The organism is Paenibacillus enshidis (assembly GCF_042136365.1).
Classification (GTDB): Bacteria; Bacillota; Bacilli; order Paenibacillales; family Paenibacillaceae; genus Paenibacillus; species Paenibacillus enshidis.
The window spans coordinates 219,299-235,852 of the sequence record NZ_JBHHMI010000005.1 but is presented as its reverse complement, the minus strand read 5'-3'; the positions used below and the strand labels follow the sequence as shown (position 1 = coordinate 235,852).

Genomic DNA, 16,554 nt, shown 5'->3' with positions numbered 1-16,554 from the left:
TCTATCTGAGGGGAGAACCTGTTTTACTTTTAGCGGGTAGCGCTTATCTTTGTTTACGAAGAAAAGTGTTCTTGGTCACTCAAGAATGCTTTTCTTTTTTTCTATTTATAAGCAGTTATTACATTTGGGGGGAAGCAAGGTATGAAAAAATGGTTTGGCGGTCTCATCACAGTTACACTCGCATCCGCATTGCTGGCAGGCTGCGGGAGCAGCGCGGGCACTAGCGGAAATGCTGAAGGAGGCGGCTCCACACAAGGGGAGAAGCAGAAGCTGGTCGTCTCCACCTGGGGTTTTTCCGAGGATTTCTTTAAATCTGAGGTATATGCGCCGTTTGAGAAGGAGCATAATGTCGAGATCGTTGTAGATACTGGCAATAACGCCGAGCGTCTGAACAAAATCCGTCAGGGCAGCTCCGATGTTGATGTGGTATTCCTTTCTGACTACTATGCTCAACAGGGAATTCAGGAAGGGCTGTTCGACACCGTCGACCGCTCGAAAATCCCGAATATTGATAACATTTATGATATTGCGAAAGCTCCGCTTGGCGAGGAATACGGCCCTGCCTATACCATTGGCCGCCTCGGTATTGCATACAATCCGGGCCTGGTATCCGGTGACGTTACATCCTGGGCGGATCTGTGGGGATCTCAGTTTGCCAAAAACCTGACCCTGCCTAACATTACGTCAACCGCAGGTCCGATGGCCGTGGACATGGCTTCCAAAGTAGCAGGCAATACGGAATTTAATGAGGATGCTGCCTTCGCGAAGCTGGCTGAGGCGAGCCCGAATATCGTCAAGTTCTACGGCCAGACCTCCGAGTTCGTGAATATGTTCAGCCAGGAGGAAATTGCTGGCGGTCCTATTATGGAAATGTATTTTAAAGACCTCCAGGCAGCTATTCCTGATGCGAAATTTGTAACTCCTTCCGAAGGAGCTTATGCGGTTATGAATACCGTAAATATTGTCAAAGGCAGCGATCAGAAGGAACTGGGCGAAGAGTTCATTAACTGGATTCTCAGCAAGGAAGTGCAGGAGGCATCGGCGAAAGCGAAGGTGGACTCTCCGGTCAATACGGAGGTTGTGCTTAGTGGAGCAGATACGGAAGGCATTACTTATGGTGCCGACGTTGTCGAGAAACTCGTTAAGCTGGACATGTCCTTCGTCAATGAAAATATAAAGAAGTGGACTGACCGCTGGAACAGGGAAGTTGCTCAATAATGAAAAAAGTGATCCTGGATGTAGACACGGGTATTGATGATGCATTAGGCATAGTGCTCGCCGTCAAAAGCGGGCTTCTGGATATTCGGGCTATTACAACGGTGTGCGGCAACGTATCGCTGGAGCAGGCAACCTTGAATACATGCAAGATCATGGATCTTCTTCATCGTCCGGATATCCCGGTGTACAAGGGTGCGAATGCGCCCTTGGTCCGGAATCATTATGACGAGAAAAGAATTCATGGTGAGGACGGCATGGGCGGGGCGTTGAAAAATGAAGCACCGCATGCCACACCCTCCGACGGATTTGCACCTGACATCATGATTAACCTTGCGAAACAGCATCCGGGCGAGCTTACACTGGTATGTACCGGCCCATTGACCAATCTGGCGAACGCTTTGTTGAAGTGCCCTGAGCTTCCCCGCTTTGTAAAAGAAGTTATTTTTATGGGCGGGGTCATTCACGGCCCGGGAAATGTGACGCCTGTAGCAGAGTACAATATGTATGCCGATCCTGAGGCGGCCCGCATCGTGTTTCATGCCGGTTTTGGCAGACTGGTTCAGGTTGGGCTGGACGTCACGCGCAAGGCGCTGCTTACGGCCGAGCATGTGGCACAGCTGGCTGACCCGCAGCTGCAGGCCTTCGTTAAGGAGAGCACCGCTGATTATACGAAAAGGTATGAAGCACGGTACGGCGTCCGGGCGTGCGCGCTGCATGACCCGCTCGCTGTAGGTGTGGCGATAGATTCCGGTCTTGTACACATGTCTTCGCTGTATGTGGACATTGAGACCTCCAGCCGTCTATGCGACGGGCAGACGGTTGGCGATGTCCAGAGCAGGCTGGGCCAGCCGCCGAACATGGCGGTGTGCGAAGAGGTGGACAGCACTGCATTTCTGGAACTGTTCGTCAGGGAGGTCGGCAAACCGGCGATGTCCCCTGCCGGGCAGGGGGAGCATAAACCAATTTTGGGTTAAGAGAATTGACCCGCTGCAAGGAGTTGCACATGAAGAGAACATACCTGTATTGGCTGCTGCTGCCGGGTCTGCTCTTTCTGACGGTGTTTATGGTCATTCCAATCGTGCTGACGATTGGATCGACCTTTGTTCAGGAAGGCTCCTTCACGCTGGAAGGCTATCTGCACTTTTTTAAAGACCCTTATTTTTTGAAAATACTTCTTACAACACTGCAGGTTAGCGTGGTGACTACACTGCTGTGCGTGCTGCTCGGCTTTCCGACAGCTTATTATATTTCGCAAAAAGCGCCGCGGAAGAAAGGCATTTTGCTTGCGCTGGCCATCTTTCCGCTGCTGACCAGCCCGGTGGTGCGTTCCTTCAGCTGGATGGTCATCCTCGGACGCAAGGGCCTGGTGAATGAGACGCTTACGGGACTCGGGATCGTGGACAAGCCGCTTGAAATTCTGTATACGCCTGTCGCCATGATTATCGGTCTCGTGCATCTTTTCCTGCCGCTGATGATTATTTCGCTGGTGGGTGTGCTGGAGAACATTGACAATGATCTGGTCAAGGCTGCCCAGAGTCTGGGGGCATCGCGTTTTGGCGCCTTCCGCAGGATTGTATTTCCGCTTGCGGTCCCGGGGTTGATTATCGGATGTGTATTGGTGTTCGTAGGAAGCCTGACCGCGTATACGACGCCTGCGCTGCTTGGAGGCAAGCAGCGGGTTATTGCGACCTTCCTGTATCAGAACGCGATGACGCTGAACGACTGGTTCCTTGCATCGGTTATCGCAACAATGATGATCGTCATTACATTTATTGTGGTTGGTCTGTTGAACAAAACGGCGGTCAAACTCAATCCGAAGGGGTAGGTGGATATGCGGGAGAAACATTTCGGGCTGGGCTTGTTCAGTCTGCTGGTCTTCATCTTTTTGCTGGGCCCGCTTCTGATCATTTCCGCCACTTCATTTGAATCCGGGACGGTGCTGAAATTTCCGCCGGAGAGCCTTTCGCTGCGCTGGTACCGGAATATTTTCGAGGTTGGTGCGTTCATGTCCTCATTCTGGACTTCCATGATCGTATCTCTGGCAGGCAATATTCTGGCTTTGCTGCTGGGAGTGCCGGCTGCTTATGCGCTAAGCCGTTTTTCCTTCCGGGGCAAAGGCTTGCTGAACGCGGTATTTCTGTCTCCGGTGCTGATTCCCGGCATTGTGCTCGGATTTACGTTGTTGCGGTATCTGATCGTCGTTTATCATCTTCCGGTCGTGGCAGGGCTGCTGATCGGACACACGGTCATTATGCTGCCATTTGTAATCCGTGTAATCGCATCAAGCTTGTCGAATTTTGATTTTGCTGTCGAAGAAGCGGCGCTGAGCCTTGGCGCGGGCAGACTGCAGACCTTCTTCCAGGTGGTGCTGCCGAATATCCGTTCAGGCATTATTGCTGCGGTTCTGATTGCCTTTCTGGAATCCTTCAACAATGTCGACATCTCGGTATTCATGACAGGTCCGGGCTTCAGCACGCTTCCGATTCAGATGCTGACGTATGTGGAGAACTATTTTGATCCGACGATCGCCGCTATCTCGGTGCTGCTGATGATTCTGACCGGGGTATTGATGTTCTTGCTTGAACGGCTCATGGGCTTGTCTTATTTCACAAAAAGGTAATGGGGGCTTCAGGTTATGGCATTGCTAACATTGGACCGCGTATCCGTGGCCTACAACAACACGTATATTTTGAAGGATTTTGACCTGCAGCTTGAGAAGGGGCAGCTGCTGTCGCTGCTCGGCCCAAGCGGCTGCGGCAAAACGACGACATTACGCCTGATCGCCGGTTTTCTCGAAGCGAAGGAAGGCAAGTTCCTGTTCGGTGGAGAGGACTACACTCGCGTTCCGGTCAACAAACGCAATTTTGGCTTCGTGTTTCAAAGCTATGCCTTGTTCCCGCACCTGTCCGTTTATGACAATGTGGCGTTTGGGCTGCGGCTGCGCAAGGTAAAAGAGGATGAGGTCAAGCGGCGGGTGATGAGCATGCTGGACATCGTCAGCCTTGTCGGTTTCGAGAAGCGCTTCCCCGGAGAGCTGTCGGGGGGCCAGCGGCAGCGTGTTGCCATTGCGCGGGCGCTCGTCATTGAGCCTGATTTGCTGCTGTTTGATGAACCGCTCAGCAATCTGGACGCCAATCTGCGGGTGAACATGCGTGTGGAAATCCGTCGCATTCAGCAGGAACTGGGCATTACGACAGTTTACGTGTCCCACGATCAGGAGGAGTGTTTTTCGATTTCTGATCAGGTGGCTATTATGAACAAGGGAACCGTCGAGCAGCTTGATGCTCCCTCGGCCATTTTCAAATATCCGTCAACAGAGTATGTAGCCCGATTTATAGGCTTCAACAACTTCCTCCAATTCGACGAGAGAATCGTGGAGGATGACGCACATCTTGCACTGACTTCAGGGGGCAGACCTTTCCTGCTGTCCCGCAATCCCGGCACTGCCCAGTCGGGCGCGCGGACGGGTGCGATTCGTCCTGATGATATCGTCATCCGGGAGAACACGGGAGAGAGCTCGCCCAATGATATTCCAGGCATCATTAAAGTGAGCACCTATCTCGGAAGAAGCTATCAATATGTTGTGGAGACCGATTACGGCCTCTTCACCGCCAACCAGGAAACGGATGTGCCTTACCCGAACGGTCAACGGGTCGTTCTATATTTTCCCAAAGACAAAATGGTGCTCGTTCATTAATGAGCGATCATGACGGTCCGGCGTATGCGCCTCCGGTTTCAGCCGAAGGTACGCAGCAGCAAGAACGGCGAACTGAGAAGGAGAACCCTTATGCGTGCAGATAAGCTGATTTTACAAGTGCAAGTATACAATAGCTTTTACAAACGGTTTGAAACAGGGAACGTGGCGGTGCTGAACGGCCAGTTCATGTACATTGGCAGCCGCGGACTGGACACGTTTCATGCCGATGAGATTGTCGAGGGCGGCGGCAGATATATGATTCCCGGCCTGATTGACATTCATCTTCATATTGAGAGCTCGATGGTTACACCGGCCGCCTTCTCGGATGGGCTGATCCGCAACGGTGTGACGACGATTGTGCCGGAGCCCCATGAAATGGCCAATGTGTTCGGCCTTGAAGGGATTCAAAAGATGATGGAGGCGAGCAGGGAATGTACGGCTGATATGTTCTATGCCATTCCCAGCTCCGTGCCGGCGACCCCGATGGAAACATCCGGCGGGGAAATCGATATTCCGGAAATTGATCAGCTCCTTCAGACCGGAGAAATGATCTGTCTCGGTGAAATTATGAACTATGTAGACGTGATCCGTGATCCGGACAGCAAAACGAACCGGATTCTGAAGCATGTCCGCGAGCATTATCCGGACCTGATCATTGAAGGCCATACTCCAAAGCTGCTTGACCTGGATTTGCATCGCCTGATTTATGCCGGCATCGGCTCCGATCACACTCATCAGAGCATCGAAGGCATGACGGCCCGAATCGCTGCAGGCATGTTCATTGAGATTCAGGAAAAATCGATGACACCCGAGATTATGGACTATTTGATCCGTGAAGATGTCGCCCAGCATTTCTGCTTTGTGACCGATGATGTGATGCCGGATTCCTTTGTGGAGCGGGGGCATATCAACCATATCGTACGCAAGGCGGTAGAGATGGGCATGAAGCCTGAGCATGCGATCTATGCGGCGACCTTTACACCTGCGATGCGGATGCGCATGAATGACCGCGGGACCATCTCTCCGGGTAAAATTGCCGATTTCGTACTGCTGTCAGATCTGCGAACCTTTGAACCGGATCAGGTGTACAAGAACGGGGTTAAGGTGTTTGACAGGTATGAAGAATACACAAGCAAGCTGGTGGCCGGGTATTTTCCGGAGCATTTTTATCACAGTGTACAGCTCCCGCTGCTGGAGGAAACAGACTTTAAAGTCCATATTGACGAGGAAGACGGGGTTCGTGATTGCCGTGTAATGATCGTTAAGGATGGCTCCACGTTTACGGAAGAACAGATTGCCCCGGCTGTGGTGCGTGACGGTCTGCTGCAGTGGGAAGAAGGGGAATACGGCCTGATTGCCACATTTGAACGGTATGGCAAAAACGGAAACCGGGCCTACGGATTGATCGGCGGAGACACCCTCAAGCGCGGCGCGGTAGCTACAACGTATTCGCACGATAATCATAACCTGTTGGTGGTCGGACATCATCCACAGGACATGGTGCTGGCAGCCAACACCGTTATTGCAGGGCAGGGCGGCTTCTGTGTTGTGCATGAAGGCAAGGTTTTGGCTCATTTGTCCCTGCCTGTTGGCGGCATTCTGACGGAGGAGCCGCTGGACATCGTGGCCGTCAAGGTTAAAGAGCTTCGCTCGGCCATGCTGTCATTGGGTTATCGCCATTATAACCCGATAATGTCGCTAAGCACACATTCTCTGCCCGTAAGCCCTGCTTTCAAAATTACCGATCACGGCCTGATTGATGTGAATGCAGGCAAGGTTGTGCCGCTGCTGGTGAAAAAGTAATATGAACATGGAAACATGGATACGATAAAACAGGAAAAGCAGCTTCATCCTCATTGTGGGGATGGAGCTGCTTTTCTATGTACAAGAAAAACCATCGGAGTCCCAGGATCCAAACCTGTGACCGGTGGTTTTCTTGTTCGTGCTGTTGACTATTCATTGCGGGTCTTTGCAAGACCCGGAAGAACCTGTTTTGCTTCTTTCCCCCAGCTTCATAATCAACTCGATGTCTTGATCGGTTAACCGGTCAAGGAAATGTGTGCGTATCGCCTGGGAGACGACGGGACGGGCCTCATCCAATGCTGCTTTTCCAGCGGAAGTGATGATGACTTGAACACCACGATCCGTGTCTAATGGTTTCCGCATCACAAGCTCGCGTTTCTCCATCCGTGTCAGATGGTGTGACAATCGGCTCTTATCCCAGCCCATCGAGTCGGCCAATTCCTGTTGTCGAAGGCTGCCGTCCCCCAAAAGGTCTAACCGGTCCAATACCCCATAATCACCCTCTGATAGTCCTGTGTGCTCGGACATCTCTTTGATTACGCGGCCGAAGATGCTCTGAAAGGAGCCTTTCCACGTATGCCATATTCGCATTTCTTCTGCGTTCAATTCGTTTTTATCCATAGCAACATCATAACACGGTTGACGCATCAACTTCAATATGTTACAGTGGATTAAGGTTGATGTATCAACTTAATTCAAGGCTATATTTATAACATGGGGTAGTACCAGCGTAGCCAATAAAAACATACACGGAAAGTAGGAATGGAACATGAATGCTCGATACGAACCTCTATTTGCATCGTTTCGTTTGCCTTCGGGCGTAAGGTTAAACAACCGGGTGATGATGGCGCCGATGGGCATTGGGGCATCCGGCCCAAACGGAGAAGTGACGGATGTGGAGCTGGCTTATTATCGGGCTCGCGCTCAAGGAGCTGGCGCTATCATTACAGCTAGCGCGCTCGTATCGCCAAACGGAAAGTTCATCCAGCATGGACTCGGCATCGATCACGACGAGCTGCTGCCCGGATTGAAAAAGCTGGCGGCGGTCATTCAGGAAAACGGAGCCAAAGCGATTGTGCAACTTTATCATGGGGGCCGGCTGGGCAATCCGGCGATGGTTCCAAGCGGTCATGCGCTGGGTCCCAGTACGATCGCGGCAGAACGTGAAGGTGCGGCTGTCCCCAAGGCGATGACGGAAGCGGACATCGAAACGGCGATCGAAGAGTTCGCGCAGGCGACCCGCAGGGCAATCGAAGCCGGCTTTGACGGGGTTGAAATTCTTGGTGCCAACGGGTTTCTGATCCATCAGTTCTTTTCCCCGCATGCGAACCGAAGGGAAGACAAGTGGGGCGGAACGTTGGAAAAGCGGATGGCCTTCCCGCTCGCGGTTGTGAAACGCGTTCAACAAACCGTTGCGGCGTATGCAACGTCACCATTCGTAGTCGGGTACCGCATCTCGCCGGAGGAGAAAGAAACGCCAGGAATCACTATGGCCGATACGCTTCATTTTGTCGATGTGCTGGCAGAACAAAACCTGGATTATATCCATCTTTCCGTGGAGCACTTCTGGCAGAGTCCGAGAACGGACGACAAGATCGCAAAGTCGCGAATCGTGATGGTGCAGGAACTCGTCGGCGACCGCGTTCCCGTTATCGGTGTCGGAGGACTGTGGACCCCCGATGATGTCGTGGAAGCTCTGGGCACGGGCGTTCCATTGATCTCGCTTGGCCATGCCATGATTATAAACCCGGAATGGGTAACCCTGGTCCAAAACGGACTGGAGGAGGAAATCAAAACGACGCTTTCGCGTTCCGCGCAGGCGAAACTTGCGATTCCCGACGGAATATGGGGCAGGATCATGAGTATACCTGGCTGGTTCCAAGTGGTGGATGAAGAGAGGACGGAAGGTTAAGGCATTGGTGAATCGATGCGAAGGAGAGGCTATCCGGAATAATGCCAGATCTACGCTGGTATTTCTACAACATATCGATGCCAAAAAGGAGGCAGACTATGGCTATGCAGAATAAACCCGTTGCCCTGGTCACTGGGGCCAACAAAGGGATCGGGCTTCAAATCGCGAAGGATCTGGCGGCGCACGGCTTCACCGTGCTCGTCGGGTCGCGTAACCTCGAGCTTGGAGAGACGGCCGCGCAGAGCGTCGGAGCGGATGCCCGCGCCCTGCAGCTTGATGTCACGGATCAGGCCACCATCACCGCCGCTGCAGAGCGCATCCGTAGCGAGCTTGGCCGTCTTGATGTGCTCGTCAACAACGCAGCCATCTCGCATACGCGGCGGCCGCCGGGCATGTCCGTCGAGGAGTATGCGAAGTCGACCCTGCCGAGCAACGTGTCCCTCGATGAATTGCGTGCGGTGTTCGAGACCAACGTGTTCGGCGTCGTTGCCGTTACTCAGGCGATGCTTCCGCTTCTGCGTGAGGCCCCGGCAGCCCGTATCGTCAACGTGTCGAGCGGCGCTGGTTCGCTGACGATGAACGCGGCCCCGGACTTCCCTTGGCGCTCGATCTACGGCCCCGTCTACCCTGCGTCCAAAACGGCGCTCAACGCCATGACACTTGCCATGGCGATCGAACTGGAGTCGACGGGCATCAAGGTGAACGCTGTAAGCCCGGGCTTCGCTGCGACGGCTCTCAACAATTTCGCGGGCACGCTCACCGTGCAACAGGCTGCCCGCGAGCCCGTGCGCCTCGCGCTCCTCGGCCCGGACGGACCGACAGGCACGTTCTCGGGTGAGAACGGCCCAATTCCATGGTGATACAGGCTCGCGCATGATCCGAAGGAATCGTAGGATAGGAAATGAAGTGCCTTAATCTCTCTAAAAAATATGTTTCTATATAAAAATTATGTTTCTATGGAAAGGAAAGATATATAATGGAACTCAAAGTTAATGCACCTGCTCAAGTCATCTCAGTGAAGCCGATCGTGCTGCCCGCCCCGGGCCGTGGTGAGGAGCTGCAAGTACGAGTATCTGCACCCATAACGGGGAGCGAATTGCCTATTATTGTTTTCTCGCACGGCTTTGGCTGGTCGCTGGATGGCTACGCCCCATTGGTCGATTTCTGGGCTGCCCACGGCTTCGTGGTCATTCAACCCACCCATCTCGACTCAAGAAGACTGGGCCTTGCTCCGGAAGATCCGCGTACACCATTGATCTGGCGTTTCCGGGTCGAGGACATGAAGCACATTCTTGATCAGCTTGATCTCATTGAGGCTTCCGTTCCCGGCCTTAGCGGGCGCCTTGATCGCAGCCGCATCGCCGCAGTCGGACACTCCTTCGGGGGCCAGACGGTGGGTATGCTGCTGGGAGCGCGGGTTCTCGATGCTCACGGCAAACCAGGAGAGGACCTGTCCGACTCGCGGATCAAGGCGGGCGTTCTGCTGGCCACAACTGGCAAAGGCGGGGATGACCTGACTCCGTTCGCAGCCGAGCACTTCCCGTTTATGAACCCGAGCTTCGCGGAGCTGACTACGCCGACCCTTGTGGTCGCTGGGGACCATGACCAGTCCCACCTGTCCACGCGGGGACCGGACTGGTTCACCGATCCGCACTTCCTGAGCCCAGGCAGCACGGACCTGCTCACCCTCTTCGGGGCCGAGCACATCCTTGGCGGAATCTCCGGCTATGATGTTAAGGAAACGACGGACGAGAGCCCCGAACGAGTCGCCCTGATCCAGCGTGTCACGTGGGCTTATCTTCGCAACGCGCTTGGCCTCGATGATTCGAGCTGGCCAGCAGCTCGTGCGGCTCTGGGAGAGAGCGTCAACCCGCTGGGCCGCATAGAGTCCAAGTAAGGGATGACGGAGGTACCGTTTTAAACAGCTGCTCTTCTGGCGGACACTCATAAGGTGTCCGCTTTTTTAATGCCGACTGGGGATGCGAAAGACTTTGGCCAAATATTTGTAGGGAGCTGGTCTTGTTCAAAATCGGTTACAGCATAAATGCGACATCTCCTTGATTACAAGCTTGACGTCAGCTGCGCTTTACCCCCTGAAACTTTATGTATGCCATTTTTCTGAAATGCGAATAATAAAAGACAGTCAGCATTAAACCATCCTCCCATTATCTTGCGAATTTTTTATTGGTAGGAGATGAATAACATTTCACTTCCGAAATAAGAACGTATGTGCTATTATCTTCGTGCCACACATGGATTCAACTAAGGAGTTGATAATGAACCATGACATCAGATCAAAAGGAAGCCATCACAGTAGAAACTACAGTTGACGCACCGATGGAAAAAGTATGGTCGTATTGGACCGAGCCGCAGCATATCACAAAGTGGTCGTTTGCTGCAGAAGATTGGCATGCGCCCAAGGCTGAAAATGATTTAAGGGCTGGCGGAGCCTTCCTTACACGCATGGAAGCGAAGGACGGAAGCTTTGGCTTTGATTTTAGCGGAGTATATGATGAAGTGAGATTCCACGAATTTATTGCTTACACACTTGGAGATGGAAGAAAAGTAGCCATTACTTTCAGCAGTCGAGGTAGCGATACGAGGGTAACTGAGGTTTTCGAGGCAGAAAGCGAAAACCCCATTGAAATGCAGCAAGCAGGCTGGCAGACGTTTTTGGATAATTTCAAAAAATATTGCGAGAGCTGAAAGAACGGCAAATCCAATGGATGCTAAATGAACTTTATGTGCCACCCATCAGAGTTTTAAGGATTTTCTGAAGGGTGGCGTTTTTCTATCTGCAAATACTCCGTGTTCATCCAATCTTCATGAAAATTTTCCCCATCATGACTGTTCAATTGAAAGGCAGCATGCTATAATTAAAACAGGATTTAGATTAAGTCTAAATTCTAATATGCTGAATTTGTATAAATGCAGCATAAGATTCAAGCAAACTTAAGAACATAATCGGACACACAACTATTTTAGATCCGGGAAGGGGTAAACGAATATGTCCACATTGAAAAACACCAACTCAGTCGATGAGGCTGTAACCCATCTTTACGAGGCGTTAAACCGTCAGGTGGCCACATGGTCTGTTCTTTATACGAAGCTGCACCATTTTCACTGGTATGTAAAAGGGCCTCATTTCTTTAGATTGCATGCAAAGTTTGAAGAGTTGTACAATGAAGCGGCCGAGCATTTGGATACGATAGCGGAGCGCCTGCTTGCGATCGGCGGCCGTCCGGCAGCAACGATGGTGGAGTATCTGCAGCTGTCCATTGTGCGTGAGGCGGAAGGACAGCCAAGTGCCGAGGAGATGGTAGAGACAGTAGTCAGCGACCTGAAGCTGGTGGCTTCGGATCTGGCTACAGGCATGGAAGCTGCGGAAGCGGCAGGAGACCCTTCAACTGCTGATATACTGAACGGTATGCGGGAAGCGGTGGACAAGCATATCTGGATGCTGAACGCTTTTTTGGGTAAATAACGGGATTACGTCTAACAGGGATGGAAGCCATTGTCATGGATGTGTAGATCACGTGAACAAAAGCCTCATCCCATTGGTTCTCCCTGTTCCGGGGCGTATAATGGAGGATACTAAGCAGGAGGGCTCGTGCGGCCCTGCGACACGGAACAGGGGAGCTGAATAGTGCAAACAGAAAATACGGTGCTTCTGCAGGAAGCGGAGCACTTTATATATAAATGTTATCAGGAACTGGGTCTGAGCCGTGAGGAGGCGGGGGCCCGGTTTCTTGATGTAAAAAGGGAAGTTGAGCTTACGGGAACCTACGAGCATACCTTTGCTGAGCTGGAACACGGAGCCCGCATGGCCTGGCGGAACAGCAATCGCTGCATTGGCCGGTTGTTCTGGGACAAGCTGCGCGTCAGGGATGAGCGCCACATTAGTGGAGCCACTAATATTGCGGAATCGCTGTTCAGGCATATCGAGACAGCGACCAACGGGGGGAAGATCATTCCTACCTTGACGGTATACAGACCCTCACGGCCGGACCAACCGGACATCAGAATATGGAACCACCAGTTGATCCGCTATGCAGGGTATGAAACAGAGCATGGCATCGTCGGTGATCCGGCCTCCCTGCAACTGACGAAGCTGTGCCAACGGCTGGGGTGGGAGTCCCGAGGGACCGATTTTGACGTTCTCCCGCTGGTGATCGAGGCGGACGGGCAGATTCCTACGCTGTTTCCGATCCCGGAGGAGATTGCGAAGCAGGTTGATATCGATCATCCGGACATCGAGGGATTCGCTGCGCTGGGCCTGCGCTGGTACGCAGTGCCCATTATTGCTGACATGATGCTGAGCATCGGTGGAATTCGTTATACGGCGGCACCGTTCAACGGCTGGTATATGGGAACCGAGATTGGCGCGCGCAATTTTGCGGATACGTTCCGCTATAACAAGCTGCCCGCAGTAGCGGAGCTGATGGGGCTTGATCGCTCCAGCGAAACGACGCTCTGGAAAGACCGTGCGCTGATTGAGCTGAATGCGGCTGTTCTGCATTCGTTCCGGCGAGAAGGGGTGAGCATCGTCGATCATCATACGGCGGCTGCCCAATTCAAGCTGTTCGAGGAACGGGAACGGAAAGCTGGCCGGGAGCTGACAGGGGATTGGACGTGGCTCATTCCGCCGCTCTCCCCGGCTGCTACTCATATTTTTCACAGCTCATATGAAAATAGAGTGGTGAAGCCTAACTTTTTTGCCCAGGAGAAGAAGTATGCGTCCCGTCCGGGCACCGGCGGTTGTCCATTCCATTAAGATTTTTTTCTGAATAAACTGTTTGGTATATACGCTGTTGCAGCATATTATGTTATGAGCACGCATTAATAGAACAGATGATATAGATTGATTTATGGGGGAGCACGAGCAGAGTTGAAGACACAGCAATTAGAGCAGTGCATTGAAGAGCTGCTGCGGCAGGCGGATATCGGCGTGAGCGTCCGGCTGGAGAAGAAATTTCCCGGCGGGCGCATGGTAGGGGGCAAATACAATATGAATACCCACACTATCACCATGTATACCGATGTTATTCAGGCACAATGCATGCAGATGTTCGGAAGTCTGGAGCAGGCTGAAGAATACTTTGCCGTCGTGCTCGCTCATGAAATCGGCCATGCGGCTGATCCTGAGCTGCGGGCGCTGTCGGAGGCTCTGGATGAGACGGATGATCCGTCAGTAAAGCGGCTGACTGCACTGCGAATTGAAGAGAATGCATGGAATTATGCATTGAACCTGCTGCCGGAGGCAGACTCCAGGTTTATGTCCATCATCATTGACGAATCGCTGTTTGCTTACCGCGAGATGGCACGAGATCAGGCGGTTACGGCTTAAGTGCAAGGCTCAACCTAATAATTAGTGCTTGCAGAGTGTTAAAAACTTGAGCGCAGGAAGGCCGGTGGATTGGGCGGCAGATCAACATCCGCTGTCTTTGCATCATTATCCCGTTTGATCAGGGCAAGGAGAAACAGGCAAACTTGGGAGAAGAACCATATTTGGTGAAGGAGCAGATCGGTTCGGAATCATGAGACGGGCTTAGGACAAAGAAGAGGATTCGAGAGAAAGCATACGATCCAGGATAAAAAAATCATATCTAGGATCCTTTATCCTATCCCCTGACCCTAGCCACCATCCCTGAACGAAAGGGATAATCATGCAAAGCATTGCGTAAGGACAGCAAGACACGTAACCTGGTGACCCGTCGCTACGTCACGCAGGGACAACAAGACACAACCCGATAGACAGTCACCTCAGTCTTGAATTCTGGAGCCATCGGAGTCAAGGTCTAACTTATTTCGGCAAGCACTGATTTTAGTTTTGAGTCATCATAGAAAAGGAGCGATTCCGGTCCATTGGCCGGGGAATCGCTCCTTTTTGGTGTGCAAAAGAGTCTTTATTGAGGATTGGTTGTCCAAATGCCTGCCGATTTGATAAATACACGCTGCGGAAGCTTCAGGGTGGCAAGTACCAGCTCGGCCACGTCCTCCGGCTGCATCATGCGGTCTTCATCACCGATTTTGAGCCCGGCACCGGAGGCCAGCTCCGTATTTACAGTGCTTGGTGTCAGTGCCGTAACACGGATGTTGGATTTGCGGACCTCCTGCATCAGCGATTCCGTAAAACCAAGAACCGCAAACTTCGATGCACTGTAAGCGGAGGTGGTAGCTGCTGCCCGTTCCCCTGCCGTCGAGGAAATGTTGATAATGGTGCCGCTGCTTTGCGCCACCATGCTTGGAAGAGCGGCACGTGTCACGTAGTATGTGCCCATCAGGTTTACGCGCACGATGCGCTCCCATTCCTCCGGATCCATGTCCAGCACGGTACCGAAGGTGGCGGTTCCTGCATTATTGATCAGAATGTCGATAGCGCCAAGCTCCATCTCGAGCGAAGCTACAGCCGCTTCAGCCTGCGTGCGGTCGGATACGTCCGCCACCGCGCTGGCTACTTTTACACCGTATGTATTTCCCAATGAAGCCTGTAGCTGCTCCAGATCAGCAGCCGTACGTGCGATGAGACCAAGACTGACGCCTTCTTTAGCCAGAACTTCAGCGATCGCTCTGCCGATGCCCTTGCCCGCACCGGTAATGACGGCGGTTTTGTTCTTAAGTTCCATAAAAATATGCCTCCTGATTATGATTATAAGGGTTTTGGTATGAAAGGGTTATTCTTCTGCGGATACCTGTACCATTAACTCATAGGTGTCCAGGGAAGCGCCAAGAATGGCCTCGTTTTTGCCCCGGCCCTGGTGTGCCGCACGAAAAGCATCGCTTGACGTCCAATTGCGGAAAGACTGCTCATTCTCCCACATCGTGCATACCTTCAGCTCTTCCTGCTCCTTATTGACGCCATGCCACACCTCGAGACGCACAAAGCCCGGCATTTCCTGTACGCCCTGCCCTTCGGCAAACCGTTCGGCCAGCTCTTTACCGGCCCCTTCCTTGACTTTGATCGTATTGGTCACAACGAACATCGTGATTCTCCTCCCAGAGTAAAGGTTCTTGAAGCGGTATACCATATGACAAGTCTATTATACCGATTCCTGTCCGGCGAAAACAAACGGAGACGGAAGCAGCATTCCAATGCCGCTGCATTCATCCTCCTCCGACCACTAAACAAAGAAACAGCAGGGGATGTCATCCTCTGCTGTTTGCTTGAGCATTGCAGCAAATGCTGCGCATTGGAGTAGCAGAGCAGTCTTCTTTAACCTTGATACCTTCATAGTTAATCACCGAAAAACGATCAGCCTTTTCCGACTCCACCGCCTTGCATGTTTATAATTGTAAAGCCTATGTACAGGATAAAACAAGCCCAAACTGTCTTATGTATTTCGTTACTCTTTTGTTAGATGAAGTATTCGAGTGAGATCACCCGGATGCAGACTGGCTAACCCTTAAATGCAGCCATGCATTTTTTCTAGAAAAGTATGAAGAAATCCACAAATGAACATAAAAAACAAGCCTGTTGAGGGGGTTCTCAACAGGCTGACCGTTAAATGCGGTCTGTCTCCTTTGCCGCTGCTTCGATAGACGTTTTTCGTATCGTAATTTTGTTTGCGGGTACATACTCTGGCGACACTGCCTGGCTGCTGTAGTTCAACACGGCGACGGCCCTTCTGGCTGTGTCCGTAACGGTGTGCAGAATTTGGCCGACATCCTGCGCGGAGTTGACGATGGCATCAATGGCCCGGATTTTGTCTTTTACCTCAACGGCAATTTCGTTCGCATGTTGGAGCACGCTGCCTACCTCGCTGTTTATATCCCGGACGGCGGTACGTGCTTCGGCCAGCACCTTGTTCGCTTCATCCAGGGAGACCAGCACTTTGCGCAGCAGCGCGATGACGCTGACGACAAGCCCGACAAATGCAATGGCGATCAGGAAAACACTGAATTCAACCGACATACACCATCCTCC

At 52.2% G+C, this 16,554-nt stretch carries 17 protein-coding genes; 13 read left to right on the top strand and 4 right to left on the bottom strand.

Annotated features, from left to right (window positions below; translation table 11 throughout):
- The first annotated feature begins 141 nt into the window (after positions 1-141).
- From ACE41H_RS08670 to ACE41H_RS08645, 6 genes are all read left to right on the top strand, one after another.
- Positions 142-1,218, top strand: a complete 1,077-nt coding sequence (locus ACE41H_RS08670) for an ABC transporter substrate-binding protein (RefSeq protein ID WP_375354762.1) — start codon at positions 142-144, stop codon at positions 1,216-1,218.
- Positions 1,218-2,192, top strand: coding sequence for a nucleoside hydrolase (locus tag ACE41H_RS08665; protein ID WP_375354761.1), 975 nt, complete (start codon positions 1,218-1,220; stop codon positions 2,190-2,192). The genes ACE41H_RS08670 and ACE41H_RS08665 overlap by 1 nt, the downstream gene beginning before the upstream one ends.
- Positions 2,193-2,221: 29 nt before the next feature.
- Positions 2,222-3,043, top strand: coding sequence for an ABC transporter permease (locus ACE41H_RS08660; RefSeq protein ID WP_375354759.1), 822 nt, complete (start codon positions 2,222-2,224; stop codon positions 3,041-3,043).
- A 6-nt stretch (positions 3,044-3,049) separates the two neighbouring features.
- Entirely contained in the window at positions 3,050-3,838 is a 789-nt protein-coding gene (locus ACE41H_RS08655; protein WP_375354758.1) for an ABC transporter permease, read from the top strand.
- Between the two features lie 15 nt (positions 3,839-3,853).
- The gene (locus ACE41H_RS08650) at positions 3,854-4,915 is read left to right on the top strand and encodes an ABC transporter ATP-binding protein (RefSeq protein ID WP_375354756.1); all 1,062 of its coding nucleotides are present in this window, start codon (positions 3,854-3,856) and stop codon (positions 4,913-4,915) included.
- 90 nt (positions 4,916-5,005) lie between these two features.
- Positions 5,006-6,718 (top strand): adenine deaminase, encoded by a 1,713-nt coding sequence (locus ACE41H_RS08645; protein WP_375354755.1) that lies wholly within the window; start codon positions 5,006-5,008, stop codon positions 6,716-6,718.
- Positions 6,719-6,871: 153 nt separating this feature from the next.
- Here the strand turns inward: ACE41H_RS08645 and ACE41H_RS08640 are convergent, their stop codons facing one another.
- The gene (locus ACE41H_RS08640) at positions 6,872-7,339 is read right to left on the bottom strand and encodes a MarR family winged helix-turn-helix transcriptional regulator (protein WP_375354754.1); all 468 of its coding nucleotides are present in this window, start codon (positions 7,337-7,339) and stop codon (positions 6,872-6,874) included.
- Positions 7,340-7,487: 148 nt separating this feature from the next.
- Here ACE41H_RS08640 and ACE41H_RS08635 point away from each other — a divergent pair, with 148 nt between their 5' ends.
- From ACE41H_RS08635 to ACE41H_RS08605, 7 genes are all read left to right on the top strand, one after another.
- The gene (locus ACE41H_RS08635; RefSeq protein ID WP_375354753.1) at positions 7,488-8,630 is read left to right on the top strand and encodes an NADH-dependent flavin oxidoreductase; all 1,143 of its coding nucleotides are present in this window, start codon (positions 7,488-7,490) and stop codon (positions 8,628-8,630) included.
- 98 nt (positions 8,631-8,728) lie between these two features.
- A complete protein-coding gene (locus tag ACE41H_RS08630; RefSeq protein WP_375354752.1) occupies positions 8,729-9,490 on the top strand; it encodes an SDR family oxidoreductase in 762 nt (253 codons plus the stop codon).
- A 116-nt stretch (positions 9,491-9,606) separates the two neighbouring features.
- Entirely contained in the window at positions 9,607-10,527 is a 921-nt protein-coding gene (locus tag ACE41H_RS08625; RefSeq protein ID WP_375354751.1) for an alpha/beta hydrolase family protein, read from the top strand.
- Positions 10,528-10,913: 386 nt separating this feature from the next.
- Positions 10,914-11,336 carry an SRPBCC family protein gene (locus ACE41H_RS08620; protein ID WP_375354750.1) on the top strand — a complete coding sequence of 141 codons (423 nt, stop codon included), beginning with the start codon at positions 10,914-10,916 and terminating at the stop codon, positions 11,334-11,336.
- Between the two features lie 301 nt (positions 11,337-11,637).
- On the top strand, positions 11,638-12,114 hold the full coding sequence (locus ACE41H_RS08615) for a Dps family protein (protein WP_375354749.1): 477 nt from the start codon (positions 11,638-11,640) through the stop codon (positions 12,112-12,114).
- 162 nt (positions 12,115-12,276) lie between these two features.
- A complete protein-coding gene (locus ACE41H_RS08610) occupies positions 12,277-13,404 on the top strand; it encodes a nitric oxide synthase oxygenase (protein ID WP_375354748.1) in 1,128 nt (375 codons plus the stop codon).
- A 114-nt stretch (positions 13,405-13,518) separates the two neighbouring features.
- The gene (locus tag ACE41H_RS08605; protein ID WP_375354747.1) at positions 13,519-13,977 is read left to right on the top strand and encodes a hypothetical protein; all 459 of its coding nucleotides are present in this window, start codon (positions 13,519-13,521) and stop codon (positions 13,975-13,977) included.
- A 559-nt stretch (positions 13,978-14,536) separates the two neighbouring features.
- On the opposite strand, the gene ACE41H_RS08600 is transcribed toward ACE41H_RS08605, so the two are convergent.
- The 3 genes from ACE41H_RS08600 to ACE41H_RS08590 all read right to left on the bottom strand — a co-directional run bounded on the left by ACE41H_RS08600 (position 14,537) and on the right by ACE41H_RS08590 (position 16,542).
- Positions 14,537-15,256 carry a 3-ketoacyl-ACP reductase gene (locus ACE41H_RS08600; RefSeq protein ID WP_375354745.1) on the bottom strand — a complete coding sequence of 240 codons (720 nt, stop codon included), beginning with the start codon at positions 15,254-15,256 and terminating at the stop codon, positions 14,537-14,539.
- 48 nt (positions 15,257-15,304) lie between these two features.
- Entirely contained in the window at positions 15,305-15,613 is a 309-nt protein-coding gene (locus ACE41H_RS08595) for an antibiotic biosynthesis monooxygenase (RefSeq protein WP_375354744.1), read from the bottom strand.
- Positions 15,614-16,131: 518 nt separating this feature from the next.
- Positions 16,132-16,542: a DUF948 domain-containing protein gene (locus ACE41H_RS08590; protein WP_375354743.1), complete on the bottom strand. Its 411-nt coding sequence runs from the start codon at positions 16,540-16,542 to the stop codon at positions 16,132-16,134.
- Positions 16,543-16,554 lie beyond the last annotated feature (12 nt).